This is a genomic window from Lysobacter korlensis (genome assembly GCF_042434515.1).
Map to the genome: position 1 here is coordinate 162,229 of NZ_JBHLTG010000009.1, position 19,630 is coordinate 181,858.

At 70.4% G+C, this 19,630-nt stretch carries 18 protein-coding genes; 12 read left to right on the forward strand and 6 right to left on the reverse strand.

The window, feature by feature from the left end:
- Positions 1-59 precede the first annotated feature (59 nt).
- On the forward strand, positions 60-863 hold the full coding sequence (locus ACFFGH_RS28620) for an alpha/beta fold hydrolase (RefSeq protein ID WP_386675141.1): 804 nt from the start codon (positions 60-62) through the stop codon (positions 861-863).
- A gap of 75 nt (positions 864-938) precedes the next feature.
- Complete coding sequence (locus tag ACFFGH_RS28625; protein ID WP_386675144.1) at positions 939-1,640, forward strand: AAA family ATPase; 702 nt, start codon at positions 939-941, stop codon at positions 1,638-1,640.
- 18 nt (positions 1,641-1,658) lie between these two features.
- Here the strand turns inward: ACFFGH_RS28625 and ACFFGH_RS28630 are convergent, their stop codons facing one another.
- The 3 genes from ACFFGH_RS28630 to ACFFGH_RS28640 all read right to left on the reverse strand — a co-directional run bounded on the left by ACFFGH_RS28630 (position 1,659) and on the right by ACFFGH_RS28640 (position 4,489).
- Complete coding sequence (locus ACFFGH_RS28630; protein WP_386675147.1) at positions 1,659-2,981, reverse strand: GNAT family N-acetyltransferase; 1,323 nt, start codon at positions 2,979-2,981, stop codon at positions 1,659-1,661.
- 85 nt (positions 2,982-3,066) lie between these two features.
- Positions 3,067-3,243: a hypothetical protein gene (locus ACFFGH_RS28635; RefSeq protein WP_386675150.1), complete on the reverse strand. Its 177-nt coding sequence runs from the start codon at positions 3,241-3,243 to the stop codon at positions 3,067-3,069.
- Positions 3,244-3,538: 295 nt separating this feature from the next.
- Positions 3,539-4,489, reverse strand: coding sequence for a DUF2510 domain-containing protein (locus tag ACFFGH_RS28640; RefSeq protein WP_386675153.1), 951 nt, complete (start codon positions 4,487-4,489; stop codon positions 3,539-3,541).
- 264 nt (positions 4,490-4,753) lie between these two features.
- Between ACFFGH_RS28640 and ACFFGH_RS28645 the strand changes: the two genes are divergently transcribed.
- Complete coding sequence (locus tag ACFFGH_RS28645) at positions 4,754-5,602, forward strand: fumarylacetoacetate hydrolase family protein (RefSeq protein WP_386675156.1); 849 nt, start codon at positions 4,754-4,756, stop codon at positions 5,600-5,602.
- Positions 5,603-5,611: 9 nt separating this feature from the next.
- Here ACFFGH_RS28645 and ACFFGH_RS28650 read toward each other — a convergent pair whose 3' ends face one another.
- Positions 5,612-6,376 carry a hypothetical protein gene (locus tag ACFFGH_RS28650; protein ID WP_386675159.1) on the reverse strand — a complete coding sequence of 255 codons (765 nt, stop codon included), beginning with the start codon at positions 6,374-6,376 and terminating at the stop codon, positions 5,612-5,614.
- Positions 6,377-6,503: 127 nt separating this feature from the next.
- Here ACFFGH_RS28650 and ACFFGH_RS28655 point away from each other — a divergent pair, with 127 nt between their 5' ends.
- On the forward strand, positions 6,504-7,424 hold the full coding sequence (locus tag ACFFGH_RS28655; protein ID WP_386675162.1) for an EamA family transporter: 921 nt from the start codon (positions 6,504-6,506) through the stop codon (positions 7,422-7,424).
- Between the two features lie 30 nt (positions 7,425-7,454).
- Here the strand turns inward: ACFFGH_RS28655 and ACFFGH_RS28660 are convergent, their stop codons facing one another.
- Positions 7,455-9,689 (reverse strand): serine hydrolase, encoded by a 2,235-nt coding sequence (locus ACFFGH_RS28660; RefSeq protein WP_386675165.1) that lies wholly within the window; start codon positions 9,687-9,689, stop codon positions 7,455-7,457.
- 171 nt (positions 9,690-9,860) lie between these two features.
- Between ACFFGH_RS28660 and ACFFGH_RS28665 the strand changes: the two genes are divergently transcribed.
- The 6 genes from ACFFGH_RS28665 to ACFFGH_RS28690 all read left to right on the forward strand — a co-directional run bounded on the left by ACFFGH_RS28665 (position 9,861) and on the right by ACFFGH_RS28690 (position 16,553).
- The gene (locus tag ACFFGH_RS28665) at positions 9,861-10,100 is read left to right on the forward strand and encodes a hypothetical protein (RefSeq protein WP_386675168.1); all 240 of its coding nucleotides are present in this window, start codon (positions 9,861-9,863) and stop codon (positions 10,098-10,100) included.
- Positions 10,101-10,285: 185 nt separating this feature from the next.
- Positions 10,286-11,035, forward strand: coding sequence for an HAD family hydrolase (locus tag ACFFGH_RS28670; protein WP_386675171.1), 750 nt, complete (start codon positions 10,286-10,288; stop codon positions 11,033-11,035).
- 17 nt (positions 11,036-11,052) lie between these two features.
- Positions 11,053-13,587, forward strand: a complete 2,535-nt coding sequence (locus ACFFGH_RS28675; RefSeq protein ID WP_386675174.1) for a glycoside hydrolase family 65 protein — start codon at positions 11,053-11,055, stop codon at positions 13,585-13,587.
- Between the two features lie 321 nt (positions 13,588-13,908).
- Complete coding sequence (locus tag ACFFGH_RS28680) at positions 13,909-14,640, forward strand: response regulator transcription factor (RefSeq protein WP_386675177.1); 732 nt, start codon at positions 13,909-13,911, stop codon at positions 14,638-14,640.
- On the forward strand, positions 14,637-16,139 hold the full coding sequence (locus ACFFGH_RS28685; protein ID WP_386675180.1) for a sensor histidine kinase: 1,503 nt from the start codon (positions 14,637-14,639) through the stop codon (positions 16,137-16,139). The genes ACFFGH_RS28680 and ACFFGH_RS28685 overlap by 4 nt, the downstream gene beginning before the upstream one ends.
- An 81-nt stretch (positions 16,140-16,220) precedes the next feature.
- Positions 16,221-16,553 (forward strand): hypothetical protein, encoded by a 333-nt coding sequence (locus tag ACFFGH_RS28690; protein ID WP_386675183.1) that lies wholly within the window; start codon positions 16,221-16,223, stop codon positions 16,551-16,553.
- 106 nt (positions 16,554-16,659) lie between these two features.
- On the opposite strand, the gene ACFFGH_RS28695 is transcribed toward ACFFGH_RS28690, so the two are convergent.
- Positions 16,660-17,709, reverse strand: a complete 1,050-nt coding sequence (locus ACFFGH_RS28695) for an ADP-ribosylglycohydrolase family protein (RefSeq protein WP_386675185.1) — start codon at positions 17,707-17,709, stop codon at positions 16,660-16,662.
- Positions 17,710-17,813: 104 nt separating this feature from the next.
- On the opposite strand from ACFFGH_RS28695, the gene ACFFGH_RS28700 reads away from it, so the two are divergent.
- Positions 17,814-18,410: a TetR/AcrR family transcriptional regulator gene (locus ACFFGH_RS28700; protein ID WP_386675188.1), complete on the forward strand. Its 597-nt coding sequence runs from the start codon at positions 17,814-17,816 to the stop codon at positions 18,408-18,410.
- A gap of 45 nt (positions 18,411-18,455) precedes the next feature.
- Positions 18,456-19,604, forward strand: coding sequence for a glycosyltransferase (locus ACFFGH_RS28705; RefSeq protein ID WP_386675191.1), 1,149 nt, complete (start codon positions 18,456-18,458; stop codon positions 19,602-19,604).
- The last annotated feature ends 26 nt before the right edge of the window (positions 19,605-19,630 follow it).

Consider the following 19,630-nt stretch of genomic DNA (forward strand, 5'->3'; position numbering starts at 1 on the left):
TCCCTTGCCGTGTGGTTCCAGCCTAGAGACTGACGCCACCATGGGGTCATGCTGGAGGCATGGACGCAGAGCCGCGCACCGTCGAGGTCTGCGGGCTGCGGATCGGCTACCGCCGCGCAGGACGCGGGAAGCCGCTGCTGCTCCTCCACGGCGGCTTCAGCGACAGCCGGGAGTGGCGGCCGCAGCTCGACGGGCTCGCCGACGAGCTCGACGTGATCGCGATGGACTGCCTGGGCTGCGGGGTCTCGGCCGATGCGCCGCCCGGGTTCGCGTTGGCCGAGTACGCCGACATCGCCGCCGGCTTCCTCCGCGCACTCGGGCTGGAGTCCGCACACGTGGGCGGCATCTCCTTCGGATCGCTGTATGCCCTGGTGCTCTACCGGCATCATCCCGAGGCCGTGCGGTCGCTGGTGCTGGCCGGGGCGTACGCGGGATGGGCTGGCTCGCTCGCCGCCGAGGAGGTCGCCCGGCGGATCGCGTGGGCCGAAGGCGCGCTCACCAGACCGGCCGACGAGTGGGGGCCGGACTTCCTGGCGACCGTCTACAGCGACCCGTCACCCGAGCTCTTCGCCGAGGCGATGGAGATCCTCCGCGACGTGCGCCCCGGCGGATTCACGCCGGTCGCGCGCACCTTCTGGCAGGCCGATGTCCGCGACGTGCTGCCGACTATCCAGGTGCGGACGCTGCTGATCAACGGCGAGCAGGATGCGCGGGCGACGCTTCCCGTCACCCGGCAGCTGCAGTCCCGCATCCCGGATGCGACGCTCGCCGTGGTGCCGGGGGCCGGCCACGGCGTGAACGGCGAGGCGCCCCTGGCCTTCAACACCGCCGTGCAGGTATTCCTCTCCCGCGTGCCGGGGTGACGTCGGGGAGCTCCGGGCGTTCGACGCACCAGGGCTGGACGCGTGACCACGTGCGATCCCGCCCATAATCGAGCGATGAACGCAGCATCCCCGTCCCGCTCCGAGCTGCTCCGGCAGATCGCGAACGACGTTCCCGCTCCGGGGGACGGCTACGTGCTCGTGGCCGTCGACGGCGTCGACGGCAGCGGGAAGACGTCGTTCGCCGAGGAGCTGGCAGCCGAACTGGGCCTCGTCGGACGACCGGTCGTGTTGATCCACGCGGACGCATTTCTGAACCTGCGTTCGGTGCGCCACCGACGTGGCCGCGACTCGCCGCTGGGGTTCTGGCTGGACAGCTATGACTACGAGGCACTGCGGCGCTTCGCGCTTCAGCCTTTCCGTCCGGGCGGCGACGGCCGTTACCGAACCGCCGCGACGGACCCCCGGAAGGACGAGTACGTGTCGTCGGAGCTGCAGCAGGCTCGCCCCGGCTCGGTGGTGATCGTCGAAGGCCTCTTCCTCCACCGCGACGAACTCGCCCAGGTGTGGGATTTCTCCGTGTATCTCGACGTTCCATTCGAGGTGACCGCGAAACGAATGGCTGAGCGCGACGGCACGCCGGCCGACCCCGCCCATCCCCGGTTGCGGAGGTATGTCGAAGGTCAGCGCATCTACTTCGACTCGTGCGCGCCCTGGCTCCGGGCGTCTCGGGTGGTGGACAACCGGGACGTGACGAGGCCCTTCTTGGTCGACTCCGTCAGGAACGGAGCGTCACCCCCACTGACGAACGGGCACTGAGCTCAGCATCCACTGAACTCAGTACCAGCTGCTGAGCGACGGGGTGCGCGGGGAGCGGAAAGCGCCATCGACCACCGCGGCGGAGCCGGAGCGCAGCTCCTTGATCCTCCCCGCGCCGACGAGCGTCGCGACCGGCACCCCGCCGAGATAGATAGCCGACAGCTCGTTCACCGTCAGGGCGAGCGCGGCGGAACCGCGCGGCGCGACGCTCTGCATCGGACGCACCTCGCCGACACCCTTTCCGTCGATCTCGAGCAGGAACCTGCCTTGCGCGAAGCCGAGCTCGTCGGTGACGACCAGCGCGATCATCGCGGATGAGGCGTAGGAGCGCGCCTCCAGCGCCCCCTTGACGTCCAGGATGCGCAGGTACTGGTGGTCGCTCGGGGTGAACCTGATGGCGCGCATGTCGGAGATCATCCACCGCACCGGCTCATCGACGGACCGCAGGTACGCCTTCACCTCGCTCACGAGATCCACCTCGAGGAGGAAGCGCCAGAGCGCCGCGTACGCATCCGGGGTCGCCGCCGTCAGGTGGTGCACCTCGAGGGTGTGCTTCGTGAAGTCGTCGTCGCCGCCCTTGACCAGATAGAGCGCCAGGCCTTGCAGCTTGCCCTTCTCATCGTCGTACCGGACCGCACGCAGCTTCGCCGCCGAGCCCTTGTCCTCCCAGGCGAGTCCCGCGATCTGATCCCAGCGCAGATCCCACAGCGGCACCTCGCCGGGCACGCTGAGGCGGACCCGGTCGAAGAGGCCCGGCACCAGGGCGCGGAACTCCTCCTGGGGGATGAACTGCAGCCGGCCGCCGGGTGTCGGGCCGGTCCACTTCGCCCGCTTCGTGTCGATCCGCCACTCCGCCGCCATCGCGGCGGTCGCGAATCCGTACCGGCCGTAGATGCTCGACTCGGACACGGTCAGCATCGCGAGCGGCACACCGAGCGCGGATGCGGTGCGCAGCTCCCCCTCGAGGAGATTCCGGGCGACGCCCTTGCGGCGATGCGTCGGCGCGACGGTGACCGAGCTGATCGCCCAGCCAGGAACGGTGCGGCTGCCCGGCACGGTCACCTCGCCGATCCACGAGTTGACGGTCCCGACAGGAGTGACCGGGTCGATCAGAGCGTCGTCGAACACGCCGGTGGTGCGCCGGTAGGCGAGGCCCTCGAGGTTCTTCTCGAGCAGTTCGTCGTTCAAGCGGGCGACGTGGAAGCCGCGCATGTCCGCCTGCAGCCAAGCGGAGAAGGCATCCCGGTCGGCGGTGTCGACGAGCGCGTACCGGAGCCCCGCCGCTGCCAGGCGCTCCGCGGAGGTCGCGTCGAGAGGGGCGGTACGGAAGTCGGTGCTCATTCGAATCAGGCTAGCGGGGAGGCGGGCGCAGTGCCGCCTCCCCCGCACGCCGTCGGCCGGGTGCGTCGCGCCGGCCGCCGTGAGCTCAGCCGGCGGTTCGTCCGCGGCGCGGGTCTGCCGCGTTCAGCTGTGTCGCCGGCATTCCGGGAGTCGGTGGTGTGGGACTGGTCCACCCGTTGCCGTCCCAGTGCCTGCGGACGATCGGGGTGGGGTGCTGCAGTCCGCCTGCGGGCGGCGGGAATGTGGGCTGCTGGTCGGTCATGGTGTGTCCTTCGGTGCTCGGGTCCGTCGCAGCCGCCTCTGGCTCCGATGAACTGTCGGTCGCGATTCCTCCTTGAATCGACGGTCGGCCGGCGGTCAACCTGTGAGTGGAACTCAAATAGTGCACTGATGCTAGCGATCGGACGGCGAATTCGGTATATGCCATGCGGGCGGTCGACTCCCCCAGTCCAGGTGTCAGGTCGCCGCCCTGTCGTATGAGACGTCTCGTCACAGACATGACCGTGGCCCCGCCCTTCGATCACGGACGAGGCCACAGCGATGCACAGTGGTGTGGGCTACTCGACGCTTGAAGCGATCTCGTGCGCCGCGGTGACGTGGGCTCGCAGGGTGTCGATCGCGCCGTACACGTCCGCGTAGCGCTCCGCCGCCACGAGGTCGGAGATGGCGGTGATCCCCGCGTCGATGTCGCCCAACTGGGCACTCCAGTTCTCCGACACCTCGGCCGGCACGTCGAGAGCCTGCAGCTGGCCGAGATTGAAGCTCAGCTCCACAGAGTTGGTGAGGAGCCGCCAGAAGCCGTTCTCATCCAGCGTGACGACCAGATCGTCGAGGTCCTTCTCCATGTCCCCGAGGTGTCCGTGCGCGTTGTAGGCGAAGGCCTGCCGGACCGCCGCCTCGTCTTCCGCCGACGTGGCCGGCTCTTCCGCCGGCTGCTCCTCGCCTTCGCGAGCGGCGGCCGCCTCCTCGAGTTCCGCCGCCCGGGCATCGGCCTCCGCCAGCCGCTGCTCATAGTCGGCGATCTCGGTCGCCGCGCTGGCGAGCTCCGATTGCATTTCAGCGAGCTCGACGTCTGCCCGGGACCCCGCCCCGCCGGCCGACACGTTTCCCAGCAGCATTCCCAGCACCAGCGCACCCGTGCTGCTGAGCACCAGTGCCATCAGCGGCACCATGCGCTTGGACTTCGCGGCCGGCTGAGCAGCGAGAGGCGACGCCTGCCGAGCCGGAGCTGCCGTCGCCTCCGTGGCCACGGGCGGGATCACGGCGGTCGCAGTCGCGTCCTGCCCGTTCTGCAAGACAGCGGTCTGCGCGTCGGATCCGGACTGCGGTGCGGGAACAGGCGTGGCCTCGGCCTGATGTTCGGACCGGTAGTGCTCCGTCCACTGCGTGCCGTCCCACCAGCGCGTCCGGCCGGTGCCGTCGTCGTACCAGCCGGCCGCGATCCCGGTCGACACGGGGGCGTCGCCCTGGCCGGGCGCGCCCGAGTTCGCGTTGGCGTTCTCCGTCATGATTCCTCCACTCGATCGCGTTGCCACGCGTGCGGCGTCCGCCGGGTGCAGATGCACCGGCGCTCCCCGCGAAAGCTGTTAATCCGATACGAATTCATGTACCGAAGCTCCGTGAATGGTATCCATCCGACAGCAATCGGCCCGGAGCGGTGAGCCGTGTCGTCGGAGCCGGCGCCGTCGACTGGGTCCCGCCTCCGCCGTACGCTTTTCCCGAGGCAAGCGGATCGCGGGCACAGCGGTGCCCGGCGGGAACGGAGCGACGCCATGAAGCTCGCAATGGTGGGACCGGCCGGCCAGGAGTTGCCGGCGGTGCTGGACGCCGACGGACGACTCCGCGACCTGAGCCTGGTGATCGGCCGGGTCGACCAGGTGTTCACCGATCGCGGCGCGCTGGAGCGGATCGCGCGGGAGCTGGCCGAGGGCTCGCTGCCCGCCGTGGAGGGGAGCCCGCGGATCGGCGCGCCGCTGCGTCCGGGGAAGATCCTCTGCATCGGGCTCAACTACGGCGATCACGCGGCGGAGACCGGCGCAGACATCCCCACCGAGCCGATCCTGTTCATGAAGGCACCGGACACGGTCGTGGGGCCGACCGACGACGTGCTGATCCCCCGCGGCAGCCGGAAGACCGACTGGGAGGTCGAGCTCGCTGTGGTGATCGGCCGGGAGGCGCGCTACCTCGGTGCGGATGACGACCCGATGTCGTACGTCGCCGGGTACACCGTCTCGAACGACGTCTCGGAGCGGGCCTTCCAGAAGGAGCGCGGCGGGCAGTTCGACAAGGGGAAGAACGCCGAGACGTTCTGCCCGATGGGCCCGTACTTCGTGACGGCGGACGAGGTGCCGGATCCGCAGAACCTGCGGCTCACCACCGACGTCAACGGCGTCCGCCGTCAGGACGGCACGACGGCGGACATGATCTTCGGCGTCGCCGAGCTGGTGCGGTACCTCAGCGAGTTCGTGGTGCTCCGGCCGGGCGACGTCCTCAACACGGGGACGCCGGCGGGCGTGGCGGCCGGCCAACCCGATCCGAAGCCGTTCCTGCGGCCCGGCGACGTGATGGAGCTCTCGATCGAGGGTCTCGGCACCCAGCGGTCGGTGCTTCGGCAGGGGTAGCCGCGCCGGTCAGCGGTAGGTCGACGTCGAGGTCGAGGTCGACGGGGCGAGCGCGAGCAGCACCGCCCAAAGGATCACACCGATCCCCCACAGGTCGCCCTCCATCGCGCCGGCGCGGTCCGGGAACGCGAGCTGCGCCATCCCGAGAAAGGCGGCCGACAGGCAGCAGGTCACGCGGAGCAGGCCGCGGCCGGGGTCCCACACGGCGGACAGCAGCGACGCGAGGATGAGCGCCGCGCCCGTCGCCGCCTGCACCGGCCAGTGCTCGATGCCGTTCGTGATGTCGCCGACCACCCCGGCGCGGGACGCCTCGAGCGCCTCGATCGTGTACGGCAGCCACAGGAACATGCCGAGGCCGGCGAGAGCGAGCTGCCAGCCGTTGAGAGACCAGGAGGAGTACCCGGCTCCGCCCGACCGCTGCGTCATGGTCGCCAGCAGCAGCGCCGACAGTGCGGCGGCGGCCGCCACCCACAGCGGCCGGACATCCGCTCCCGCCGCCGCGCTGAACGCGAGGGCGACACTCGCGATCGCCACCTGCACCAGCCCAGGCTCCGGCCGGTGCGGCAGAACGGCGACCCACACGTAGCCGCCGGCGAGGAAGAAGGTGAACAGCGACCCCCAGCTCACCTCGAGCGGCACGGGCCACTCGAACTCCTGATTCACCCAGCCCGGGAGGGTCGCCAGGTCGATGACGCCCATGAACAGCACGGCGGCGACCAGCGCGAGCATCGACGCGAGCACACGGGCGCCGACCTGACCCGTGAGGCCATGCATCACCGACCGTCCCGCGAGCGCTGCGTGATCACGCTGGAACCGTACCGAAGGATTCGGCGACGGAGCGGGAGGCCGGAGGCCGCGTCGTCGGGTCCGGGCCGTCGAGTGGGTCGTCTACGGTCGGATGGTGCCCGCCGACTCCGCTCCCCGCTCACAGCAGGCGGTGGGCGCGGTGGCCATGGTGCTCGGCGGGCTCACCTGCCAGGAGGTTGGCGCCGCGATCGCCGTGCTGCTGTTCCCGGCCGCGGGCCCGACCGGGATGACGTTCCTGCGGCTCGCCTTCTCGGCGCTGCTGCTGCTCGCGATCCTGCGCCCGCGTCTGCGCGGGCACACCAGCCAAGGCTGGGTCACCGTCGTCGGGTTCGGTGTGGTGCTCGCCGCGATGAACCTCTGCTTCTATGAGGCGCTCGCCCGCCTGCCGCTCGGCGCGGCCGTGACCATCGAAGTGCTCGGACCGTTGGTGCTGTCGGTCGTCACCAGCCGCCGCGCGATCGCGTGGCTGTGGGCGCTGCTGGCCTCCGCCGGCGTCGCGCTGCTCGGCTGGGGCAGCCTCACCGCCCTCGACCCGGTCGGTGTCGGTTTCGCGCTGGCCGCTGGAGCTCTGTGGGCGGGATACATCGTCGGCTCGGCGCGGACGGGTGCGGCGTTCCCCCGGTTCGACGGGCTCGCGATCGCCATGTCCGTCGGCGCCCTGGTCAGCCTGCCGTTCGCACTGCTCGGCACGGGGGCGGGCATCCTCCGGCCCGACATCCTCGGGCTCGGGCTCGCCGTTGCGGTGCTGTCGTCGATGATCCCGTACGGGCTGGAGCTCATCGCGCTCCGCCGCATCCGCCCGGCGACCTTCGCCATCCTGATGAGTCTGGCACCGGCGATCGCCGCCCTCACCGGGCAGGTCGTGCTGGCACAGGAGCTGACGCCGCTGCAGTGGCTCGCGATCGGACTGGTCGTCGCGGCGAGCGCCGGGGCGGTTCGGACAGGCGAGCCGCGCGGCGGGGCGCCGGGCGGTGCGGCGGAAGCCGGGACCGCGAGCCCCGTGCTGCCGGGGTGAGGCGGCGCACCGGGGTCGCCGACCGGACCGTCAGCCGATCGGGTTGCGCAGGGTGAGCGAGGTGTTGAGCATGTATCCGAGCTTCCCGGCGACCCGAACGTAGTACCAGTTCCGGATGCTGTCGATCACCTCGATCTGCGTGCCGGCCGGGTAGGTGGCGACAACCTTCCCGGACGCGGCAGCCGTCGAGCGCAGCGTCACACCGGCCGTCGACACCATCTGCTGCCTGTCGTAGAGGAACGGGTTCGGAAAGCTGCCCTGCAGGTGTGTGTACACGAGCTTCGAGATCTTCGTGATCGACGGGATGGTGGCGCCGTTGTAGCCCATCACCGCGATCGCATAGCGGGTCTTCGACCCCCAGACGAACGCGACATCCGTCTCCGTCATCCCGCTGGAGACCCACAGCGTGCCCGGCTTCGACGCCTGCACCACGTCGTCCGGCAGCCCAGGGGGGATCGCCTCACGCCACACCTGCGTCTTGAGCAGGTGCACGAGCTTCGCGGTGGAGGCGTGCGACAGCAGCTTGCCGAGCACCAGGTTGGTGATGAGGTCCGAGAGGTCGGTGGAGGAGGTCACCTTGGTGCGCCCGTTGGCGTACCAGAAGTGGGTGTCGTCGTAGCCGCCGTCGTCGATCAGCTTGTTCAGGTAGGCGAGGCCGACCTTGTTGCGCAGCTCGATGGCGCAGAAGTTGTCGGACGGCTCGATCATCGCACGAAGGCACTGCTCGACCGTCAGCCCGGACGACAGCCGCGTCGACAGGCTGAGGGTGCCCTGGTCGACCTTCTTGTACACCGCCCAGGCGATGAAGATCTTGATCGAGGAGGCGGGCTCGCGGTCGGCCGTGCCGTTGATGCTGACGGACCGCTTGCCGCCGTCGATCTCCCGAACCGTCACCGTGTAGTCGCCCGGCAGCGTCCTGATCAGCGAATCGAGCTTCGACCTCAGGCTCGCCTCGGAGGTCTTGCCGGGCTGGACCACCACCGGCTCTGAGGTGCCGACGCGCTGGACGCCGGCGACCGTGGCGGTGACCTTGACGGTCAGCTCGTGCCCGACCATCGCGCTCGTCGCCGGGATCGCCCACTTGGTCGCACCGGCGATCGGCTTGCCGTCGAGGTACCACTGCGTCGCCTTGCGGGAGGGCGTGCCGCCCCAGCCGGGGTCGGCGAGGATCGACTGCACCGTTGCGCCGTCGCGGGCCGTGGCACCGATCGTCACGAGGCTCTTCGCGTACACCGTCATCCCGAAGGAGCTGGTCCTGCCGCCTCCTTCGGGACCGGCCGCCGTCACGGTGACGGTGAACTTGCCCGGAACGAGCTTCCCGTCGATGCGGCCGTCCCACACGAACTTCTTGGCGGCTGTGTCGGTCAGCGCCCACGTCTTCGCCACGGTGCCGCCGAGGGAGATCGTGAGACTGCCGGTCACCGGAAGCGTGGAGCCGGTGGAGGTGACCGCCGACACGGTGTACGTGACGTTGTCGCGGTAGCCGTCCTTCGCCGGCGCTGAGCCGCCGTCCGGGGTGACGGTGATGCTCTCGACCTCCGTCCTGCGGACGTCGACCGTGGTGGAGTCGGTCAGGACGGTCCCGTCGGCGGTGGTGACGGATGCGGTGACCGTGTACGTGCCTGCGACGACGGCGCCGTCCGACAGGCCGTCCCATGTGAAGCTCTGCTCGGTCGACGTGTCGATGCTCCAGGTCTCCACGACGGTGCTGCCGGAGGTCACCGTGAGAGTTCCCCTGACCGGCAGCGCCTCGGCGCTGGCACCCGCGACCGCGGCGGTGAAGGTCACCGTGTCGCGGTAGCCGTCCGCGTGGGGGAACACGTCCGGCGAGCTGCTGTCGAGGCTCAGCTGCGCCGCGGCGGTCGGGGCCACGGCGAGGCCTGCCTCCGCGGCGGCGTCCGGGTCGTCGGACTGGCGCGCCCGCACGGTGTAGCGCCCGGCGTCGAGGCCCTCCACATCGACGGCGACCGACACCGTGAACGTGCCGTCCGCCTCCGCATCCGTGAGCGCCAGGCCGGCGCCCAGCTCACGCACCGTCTCCCCCGCCCCGTCGACCAGCTCGACGTCGACGGTCAGCGCCTCCGCCGCCGTGACGTGCACGTCCACCGCGTCGTTGACCGAGTCGCCGCCTGGCAGGTTCAGCGAGCCGTCGACCGTGACCGTGAACGGGTCGGCCGTCGCGCCGGCGGCAGGCACGGCGATGCCGGACACGGTGAGTGCGGTTGCGACGAACGATGCCAGCAGCACGCGAGCGAAGCGCCCCACGCGAACCCCCAAAAAAGACCGAGCTTGTGAACGGCGGACCCGTGTGCCGCAACAGCAGACGACTGTACTGTCTGGCAGACGGCATCCACCGGTGTTTTTCCGCCTCGGCCAGTCGGCATCCTGCCACGTCTCCGCCCTGCGGATGTCGGCGGTGCGCGGTACCGTCGTCCCATGACCACGAGGGTCAGCCTCGATGACCTGCTCGCGACGCGCGACGACGGCGTGCGACGCACGACGCACGCGGTGCTGGACGCCATCGCGCTGGAAGACCCCTGGGGCGTCCAGCGGGACAGCAGAACGAGCAGCAACCGGGTACGGTGCTCGGGACTTGCGCCGGGCCAGACCCCGGATGACGTGGTGCTTGCGTCCTTCCTCGAGCAGTCGATCCTCCTCAAGGAAGTGCGGCGATAACCATGCCCCGCGGGGCGCTCCGACGACCACGGCGGCCGCTCCACTCCCGCCTGGTATTCGCGCGGCATTTCTTGTCGTACTCTTTTCCAGGACTTCAGCGCGCGTACCCCGAAATCGTGTCGAAATCCCTGCGAAACCATCCCCCGCGTAGAGTCGCGCGCAGACCCTCCGGAGGAGCACGCCAGATGTCACCACCAGCGCCGCAAGCGCTTCCCGACCTCGACGCGTTCCGCGCCGTGCTCTTCGACCTCGACGGGGTGCTCACCCCGACCGCCGACCTGCACATGCACGCGTGGCGCACGATGTTCGAGGAGCTGTTCGTGCAGAAGGGCGTGACGCTCCCCTACACGGACGACGACTACTTCCTGCACCTCGACGGCAAGCAGCGCTACGAGGGTGTCGCGAGCCTGCTCCGGTCCCGCGGCATCGAGCTGGAATGGGGGTTCCCGACGGATCCGTCCACCGCGGACACGGTGTGCGGCATCGGCAACCGCAAGAACGACGTCTTCTCCCGCATCCTCCAGGAGGAAGGGGTGCAGCCGTACCCCGGCTCACTCGCGCTGCTCGACCAGCTGCGGGCGAAGGGCATGCGGGTGGCCATCGTGTCCAGCTCCAAGAACGCCGAGACCGTGCTCACCGCGGCCGGCATCCGGGATCGTTTCCCCGTCGTCGTCGACGGGCTGGTCGCGGCCCGGGAGACCCTCGCGAGCAAGCCCTCCCCGGACATGTTCGCGCACGCCGCGACGGCGGTCGGTGTCGCACCGGCGGATGCGGTCGTGTTCGAGGACGCGATCTCCGGCGTCGCCGCTGCGCGGGCCGGCACGTTCGGGCTGGTGGTCGGCGTCGACCGCGGCGTCGGACCTCAGGCCCTGTTCGACGCCGGAGCCGATGTCGTCGTCGCCGATCTCGGTGAGTTCCTGGAGGTGGCCGAATGAGCCCATACCGTCCGACAATGGACCGGGACACTGCAATGGACCGCGACCGCTTCCCCGTGGACCCCTGGGCCTTCACGGAAGTCCTCTACTCGCCGACCGAGGTCGGCGTGAGCGAGACGCTGTTCTCCGTCGGCAACGGCTACCTCGGCATGCGCGGCAACAACGCCGAGGGCCGCAAGGCGCACGAGCACGGCACCTTCGTCAACGGACTGCACGAGACGTGGGCGATCCGGCACGCCGAGCAGGCGTACGGCTTCGCGGAGGTCGGTCAGACCATCGTGAACGCGCCGGACACCAAGGTGATGCGCCTCTACGTCGACGATGAGCCGCTCGCCCTGGACGAGGCCGACCTCCTCGACTACAAGCGCAGCCTCGACTTCCGCACCGGCGTGCTCCGCCGCGAGCTGCTGTGGCTCACCCCCGCAAGCAAGCGCGTCAAGGTCGTCACCAGCCGGATGGTCTCCTTCCCAGAGCGTCACCTCGCGATGATGACGATCGAGGTGACGATGCTCGACGCCGACGCCCCGGTCACCGTCTCCTCCCAGATGCTCAACCGGCAGGACGGCCAGGACGAGTACGGCGGACTCGGCGAGACCAACAAGCACACCTTCGACCCCCGCAAGTCCGAACGGATCGCGGACCGGGTGCTCATCCCCCGCGAATACTGGCAGGAGGGCGACCGCAGCGCCCTCAGCTACAAGGTCACGAACTCCGGGATGCTGATCGCCGTCGCCGCCGACCACCTCATCGAGACGGCGAACGAATACGAGGTCGAACGGCACATCGGCCCGGACATCGCCCGGAACGTCTTCAACATCCACGCGAAGCAGGGCGTGCCGCTGAAGATCACCAAGCTGGTCAGCTACCACACCTCCCGGTCGACGCCGACCCGGGAGCTGCTGAACCGCTGCAACCGCACCCTCGACCGCATCGGCGAGGAGGGGGCCGCGCTGCAGTACCAGAAGCAGCAGGACTGGCTCACCGAGTTCTGGCGCAACTCCGACGTCGAGGTGCCCGGCCATCCGGACCTGCAGCAGGCGATCCGCTGGAACATCTTCCAGCTCGCCCAGTCCGCCGCCCGCGCCGACGGGCTCGGGGTCGCCGCGAAGGGTGTGACCGGCAGCGGCTACAGCGGCCATTACTTCTGGGACACCGAGATTTACGTGCTGCCGTTCCTTGCCTACACGAACCCGCTGTGGGCGCGGAACGCACTCCGCGCGCGGATGCACATGCTGCCGCTGGCCCGCACCCGGGCGCAGATGCTCAACGAGGAGGGCGCCCTCTTCCCATGGCGCACCATCAACGGTGAGGAGGCGTCGGCCTACTACGCCGCCGGCACCGCGCAGTACCACATCAACGCCGATGTCACGTATGCGCTCGCGAAGTTCATGCGCGCCACCGGCGACGTGGCGTTCATCGCCAACGGCGCCGTCGACATCGCGGTGGAGACCGCGCGGCTGTGGATGACGCTCGGCTTCTGGCGCAGCAACGGCGGGCAGACCTTCCACATCCACGGCGTCACCGGCCCGGACGAGTACACCACCGTCGTGAACGACAACCTGTTCACCAACGTGATGGCCCGGTTCAACCTCACCTTCGCAGCGACCACCGTCCGTGACCTGGCGCGGGAGAACCCCGAAGCGTTCCAGCGGATGGTGAAGCGCCTCGACCTGCGTCCGGACGAGGTCGCCGAATGGGACCGCGCGGCCGCCGCGATGGCGATCCCGTACTCCGACGCCCTCGGCATCCACCCACAGGACTCCCACTTCCTCGAGCGCGAGGTGTGGGATCTGGAGAACACCCCGGACGACAAGAAGCCGCTGCTGCTGCACTTCCACCCGCTGGTGATCTACCGCTTCCAGGTGATCAAGCAGGCCGATGTGGTGCTGGCGCTGTTCCTGCAGGGCAACCAGTTCACGCCCGAGGAGAAGCTCGCGGACTTCGAGTACTACGACCCGCTCACGACCAGCGATTCCACCCTGTCGAGCGTCGTGCAGTCGATCATCGCGGCGGAGGTCGGCTATCAGGACCTCGCGCTCGAGTACTTCCTGCACTCGCTCTTCGTCGACCTCGCGGACCTGCACAAGAACGCCTCCGACGGCGTGCACGTCGCCTCGGCGGGCGGGGTGTGGAGCTCCCTGGTCTCCGGGTTCGGCGGCATGCGCGACCACGACGGCATGCTCACGTTCGACCCGCGTCTGCCTGCGTCCTGGCCGGAGCTGCGGTACCGCCTGATCTGGCACGGCACGCGTCTGCTCATCGATCTGAAGGCCGACTTCATGCGGGTGTCGGTGCTCGAGGGTGAGAACCCGGTGCCGTTCCTCGTGCGCGGGGAGCCGTACCAGGTGGCGCCCGGCCACGACGCGATGATCCCTCTGCACGGGCAGGGTGCGGTGCTCGCCGGCTCGCCCCGTCAGAGCAAGGGCCGCCACCGTCGCGAGGACGGCACCCTGATGATCCCGCAGGTGCCGACGATCACCGGGGTGATCCCGATCACCACGCAGATCCCGGTGATGAACGAGTCGAGCGAAGCCGACGACGCCTTCCGCTGAGCAACCCGGCCCTGAGGCGCGTCGCGTGCACTGAGCCTGTCGAAGAGCAGGAGACAGGAACGGAGGCCCTCACCACCGACCCGATCGAGTGGTGAGGGCCTCCGCGTGCCTGAACGGCGCTCTCCGGGCTTCCGCCGAAGTCCGGCCCCAGGCGCCCAACGCCAGGCAGTCCTGTTGCTGACGAATGGTCTCATTGAGCCCCCGGACCCTATGGAGAACCTATGGAGAACCTATGGTTCCGGTACGAATCCCACCGGCGACCGGGCAGCGCCATAGCCGTCGCATAGGAACCACAAAGCAACGGCTGTGAACGTGGCACCCATGACACTCCTCCAGCCAACCCGGATCACCCACGTCGACGGCTCGCCCATCCGCGCGCTCGTCGTCGATGACGAGGCGTCGCTGAGCGACCTGCTGCAGATGACGCTGCGCTACGAGGGCTGGGATGTGAAGACCGCCGCGGACGGTCAGCAGGCGCTGAAGGTCGCCCGCGAGTTCCGGCCGGATGTGGTGGTGCTCGACATCATGATGCCGAACGTCGACGGGATGGAGACGCTCCGCCGGCTGCGCGCCAACGGCGACGACGTGGCGGTGCTGTTCCTCACCGCCAAGGATTCGGTCGACGACCGCGTCGCCGGTCTCACCTCGGGCGGCGACGACTACGTCACCAAGCCGTTCAGCCTCGAGGAGGTGGTGGCGCGGCTGCGCGGCCTCATCCGCCGCACCTCACTGGTGCTCGGCGACGCCGACAGCCCAGAGCTGGTCGTCGGCGACCTGGTGCTGAACGAGGAGACCTACGAGGTGCGCCGCGGGAACACCGACATCTCACTCACAGCCACCGAGTTCGAGCTGCTGCGGTTCCTGATGCGGAACCCACGCCGGGTGCTCAGCAAGGAGCAGATCCTCGACCGCGTCTGGAGCTACGACTTCGGGGGCCGGTCGAGCATCGTGGAGATCTACATCTCCTACCTGCGCAAGAAGCTGGACCCGCTCGGCGGGCCGATGATCCACACGGTGCGCGGCGTCGGGTACTCGATCAAGCCGGCCCGGTGAACGTCAGCGCGACCCTGGATCGGCCGGCCGGCTGGTCGCTGCGCAAGCGACTGGTCGCCGGCATCGTCGCGATGCTGGCCGTCTTCAGCCTGGTGGTCGGTGCGCTCAGCGTGCTGGCGCTGCACGAGTTCCTGGTGTCCAAGGTCGACGCGCAGCTCACCTCGGCGATCGGCCGCAGCCAGGATGTTGCGGGCCGGCCGCATGGTCGCGAGGCTCCGGTCGAGGCGCTGCTGCCCGGGCTCGGTTCCGGCGCTGTCGGCGTCCTGACCGTGGACGGCATCGTCGTCGCCGCCGGATACATCGCCGTGAACGGGGACGGCGAGCCGCTCACCGAGGAGCAGGTGCTGCGCATCACCGCGATGGATCAGGATGCCGGTCCGGTGACCATCGACCTGGGCGGGACGCTCGACGCCTACCGCTTCGTCTCGACGACGGATGCGGCGGGCAACGAGATGATCGTCGGGCTTCCGCTCGCCGAGGCCCAGGAGATCACCGGCAGTCTGCTGGTGATCGTCGGCGTGGTCGGCGGGCTCGCGCTGCTCACTGCCGGGATCCTCTCCGCGGCGGCGGTGCGCCGCGCCCTCCGCCCGCTCGAACGGGTTGCCGACACGGCGGGTCGGGTCGCCGAGCTTCCGCTGTCCCGCGGGGCGGTCGCGCTGCCCGACCGGGTGCCGTCGGAGTACGCCGATCCGGACACCGAAGTCGGCAAGGTCGCCCTCTCGCTGAACCGGATGCTCGACCACGTCGCGGACGCCCTCACAGCGCGGCAGCAGAGCGAAGACCAGGTGCGGCAGTTCGTCGCAGACGCCAGCCACGAGCTGCGCACACCGCTTGCCGCGATCCGCGGCTACTCGGAGCTCACGCGCCGGGCGCCATACGAGCTGCCCGACGAGCTTCGGCACTCGCTCTCCAGGATCGAGTCCGAATCCGTGCGGATGTCAAGGCTCGTCGAGGAGCTGCTGCTGCTCGCCCACCTCGACGAGGGCCGTGCCCTGCGGGCAGAGCCCGTCGACCTGGGCGACCTGCTCGCCGATGTGGCCAGCGACGCGCGTGCCGCCGGGCCCGACCACGAGTGGCGAGTCACCGTACCGGACGAGCCGGTGGTGATCCGCGGGGACGCGGAGCGGCTGCATCAGGCCTTCGCGAACCTGCTGGCGAACTCGCGGGTGCACACTCCGGCGGGCACCAGCGTGGAGGTCCGGCTGACCGCGACGCCGGACGCCGCGATCGTCTCCGTCTCCGACGACGGCCCCGGCATCGCGAAGTCGATCCTTCCGACGCTCTTCGAACGGTTCGTGCGCGGCGATTCGTCGCGGTCTCGCCGGGCCGGCAGCACGGGGCTCGGCCTGTCGATCGTCCGCGCCATCCTGGAGGCGCACGCCGGCACCGTCACGGTCGAGAGTGAGCCCGGGCGCACGGTGTTCACCGCCCGCCTGCCGTCCACCCCGACCGGCTCGGCCGATCGCCGCGATGGCGCGGCAGTCTTATCCGGCTCTTAGCCTGCGTCTCGAGCGGCCACAGCGCCCGATCGCAGTCTGCCTGTTGCGGGCCGGCACCCGGCCGGCCCCGGAAGGAGACGAATGAGCGACACACTCGAAGCGCCGCCGAAGCAACGCGGGTGGTCCACCGTTCCGGCGGCGCTGCTCGGCGCCGGAGCCGGAGTCGCCCTGACGGCGACCGCGTTCCTCGGCGTCGGCATGGCGTCGGCGGCGACGACCGGATCCGGCAGCGGCACCGACTCCAGCGAGACGGCGCCGCCGACGCCGGGAACGACCGAGCCCGGGACAGCAGAGCCCGGGACAGAACAGGACCGCGGCCCGCGCGGCGGACACGGTGCCGGAGGCGACTGCGACGAGCAGTCGTCGACGACGGAGACGGAGACCCGGGCGGAGGAGTCCGGCACGGCCTCCTAGCCGAGGGGCACGGCGGCCCGGGACGGCTTCGGCCGCCCCGGGCCGTTCGTCGCCCAGCGCTTTCAGGGCCGGGCGGTCAGGGCCGGGGCGGTCAGAGCCGGGGCGGTCAGGGCCCGGGTGGTCGCGCGCGGAGGGGGCCACCTGTTCGATAGCCCACCAGCGCCTCGGCGAGCGGTCCCAGGTCGAGCGAGTTCACCTGGTCGAGGGTCGCCCGCATCCCGGCCGGCACGCCCGCCGCTCCGGTCAGGGCGCCGCAGATGCCTGCCGCCATCGCGCCGATGGTGTCGGTGTCGCCGCCGAGATTCGCCGCGAGAACGGCGGCCCGCACCGGGTCCCCGTGCGCGCGGACCACCACCCCCAGTGCCGCGGGCACCGATTCCGGCGTGAGCACGCTGGTGCCGACCACGTCGTACACCCGCTGCAGGAAGCGTTCATCGGTGCCGGCAGACCGCGCGAAGCCGACCGCCACCGCGGCTCGTTCGACGACGGACGCCGAAGCGACCCGGTTGCCGCGGGCCCCGCCGAGCTCTGCGCATTCCAGCGCCGTGGCGATCACCATGTCGAGCCGCTCCCCTCCCTGGATCCCGGCCGGGGTGTCCAGAGCGGCCGACACCGCGCCGGCGATGAGCGCAGCGCCCGAGATCGCGACATCCGTGTGGTGCGTCGCAAGGCACGCCTGCTCCACCCGGTCGACCAGGGCGGGGAGGTCACCGGACGGGGACGAAATCCCCACCGGCACGATCCGCATCGCCCCACCGTTGGTGGTCCCCAGCCGACCGCTCTCCTCGGGCGGCACGCCGTCGCGCAAGGCGTCGATCGCCCGCGCGGAGCTCGGCCCGAGGAAGCTGCCCGCGGTGTCACCGAGGGCGTCCGCCCAGGCGACGATGCGTCTGGCGAGGATGCGGGCGTCGATCCGTCCGCCGGCCTCGAGGATCCCTTCGGCGACCAGCACGGTCTGCTGGGTGTCGTCGGTGACCGCGCCCCGCGGCAGCCCGCCCGGCACGAACTCGCGATCGGGCCCTGGGAGGAGCCGGTCGAGCCAGCCGAACTCCGTGCGGACGGCGTCGCGCGACTTGCCCTCGCTCGGCATGCCCATGGCATCGCCGAGCGCGACACCGTAGAGCGCGCCCAGCGCACGGTCCACCGTTCGGTCCATCCGCCGCCTCTCCGCCTCCCGACCGACATCGTGCTCCCCGCTGCCGAGAGATCGCCTCATCCACGCTTGACGCATCGCCAAATTTCGCGTTAACTGCAATTGACATGAAAACGATCAGGCCGTACACCCAGCGCGCTCGTGCCGAGGCGAGCGAGGCAACGCACCTGCGGATCATGGATGCGCTCGTCCGCCTCGTCGCCGAGCGCTCATCGATGTCGATCCAGCTCACGGAGGTCGCCGAACGGGCCGGGGTGAGCGTGCAGACGATCCTCCGCCGATTCGGAAGCCGCGATGGACTCTTCGACCAGACGCTCGCCCATGAGAGCGCGAAGGTCGAGGCGGAGCGGGAGGCACCGGCCGGCAACCCGCCGGAGGCCCTGCGGATCCTGATCGACCATTACGAGCAGCGCGGTGACGGCATGATGGCGCTCCTCTCGCAGGAGTCGGCGGATGAGCGTGCGCGAAGCATCGTGACCACCGGCCGCGCCGTGCACCGGCGCTGGGTCGAGTCGGTCTTCGCGCCATGGCTGGGAAGCGGCGGGACGGCGGAGCGCTCCGAACGCGTGCGGCTGCTGATCGCCGCGACCGACCTGTACGTCTGGAAGCTGCTCCGGCGCGACATGGGCCTCTCCCGCCAGGACACGGAAGCGCACATGCTCCGCCTGCTGGAGGGGCTCCTCGAGAGCTTTCCGCGGCAATGACGCTCCCCGGCGACGGTGCCGGGGCGGAAGAGAAGAGAGAGAACCATGGCGAACATCGTCTTCCTCACCCTGGACGGCGGCGGCAACGTCCCCCCGGCGGTCGCAATCGCCCGGGAGCTCGACGGGCGCGGCCATCGGGTGCGCTTCCTCGGCGCCGAGACACAACGGCACGCGATCTCGGCGGCCGGATTCGACTTCCGCGCCTACACGACGCCCACCCCGTGGCTTCCCGCCGAGCCGCTCCCCCCGCTCGCGGAGCTGCGTTCCATCGTGCGTCTGATCGGCGGGCGTGGCTACGCGACCGACCTGGCGGCGGACCTCAGGGAGGAACCCGCCGACGCGGTCGTGATCGACGCGCTGATCGCCGGCAGCGTCCGCGCCGCCCTCCCCCTCGGCGTGCCGGTCGTGGTGCTGATGCACTCGCTGGCGCAGTTCTTCCTCACCAGCCCGGTTCCGAAGCTCGCCGGACGCCTGCACGGGTTCTCGGCGATCACGGCGTGGGCGTCGGCCGCCGCGGTGCTGGTCGTGACCGACCCGCAGCTCGACGCCGCCGCCGGCAAGGCGCCCGGCAACTTCGTGTGGACGGGAGCCGCCGAGCTCCCTCCCGCCGCGCCTGCGGTTCCCGCCTCACCGCCGCGAGTGCTCGTCAGCCTCAGCACCGTCGGCGCTCCCGGTCAGCGGAACGTGATGCAGCGCATTCTCGATGCGGTCGCGCCCCTCCCGCTCGAGGCGATCGTGACCACCGGGCGAAGGACCGACCCGGCGACCCTGACCGCGGGCAGCAACACGACGCTGCACCGGGAGCTGCCGCACCACGAGGTGCTGCCCACCTGCTCCGCGGTGATCGGGCACGGCGGGCACTCCACCACGATGCGCGCGCTCATGCACGGCCTGCCGACGGTGCTGATCCCGTGCGACACCCGGATCGACCAGCCGTTGGTGGCGAAGTCCGTCGCCGGGACCGGCGCCGGGATCGCGCTGCCGAAACGAGCGAAGCCCGACCGGATCCGCGCCGCCGTCGAGCAGGTGCTGCGGGAGCCGTCCTACCGTGCCGCCGCCGCAGCGCTCGGCGAGCGGCTCCGCGCGGAGAACGGGCCGGCCGCCGCCGCGGATGTCGTCCTGCGGGTCGCCCGCCGGGAACCCGGCAGCCCGGGCTCTCCCCAGCACCGGATTCCCGGGAGGTCGGTGGCCTGACCGAGCGGCACCCGTTCCAGCCCGGC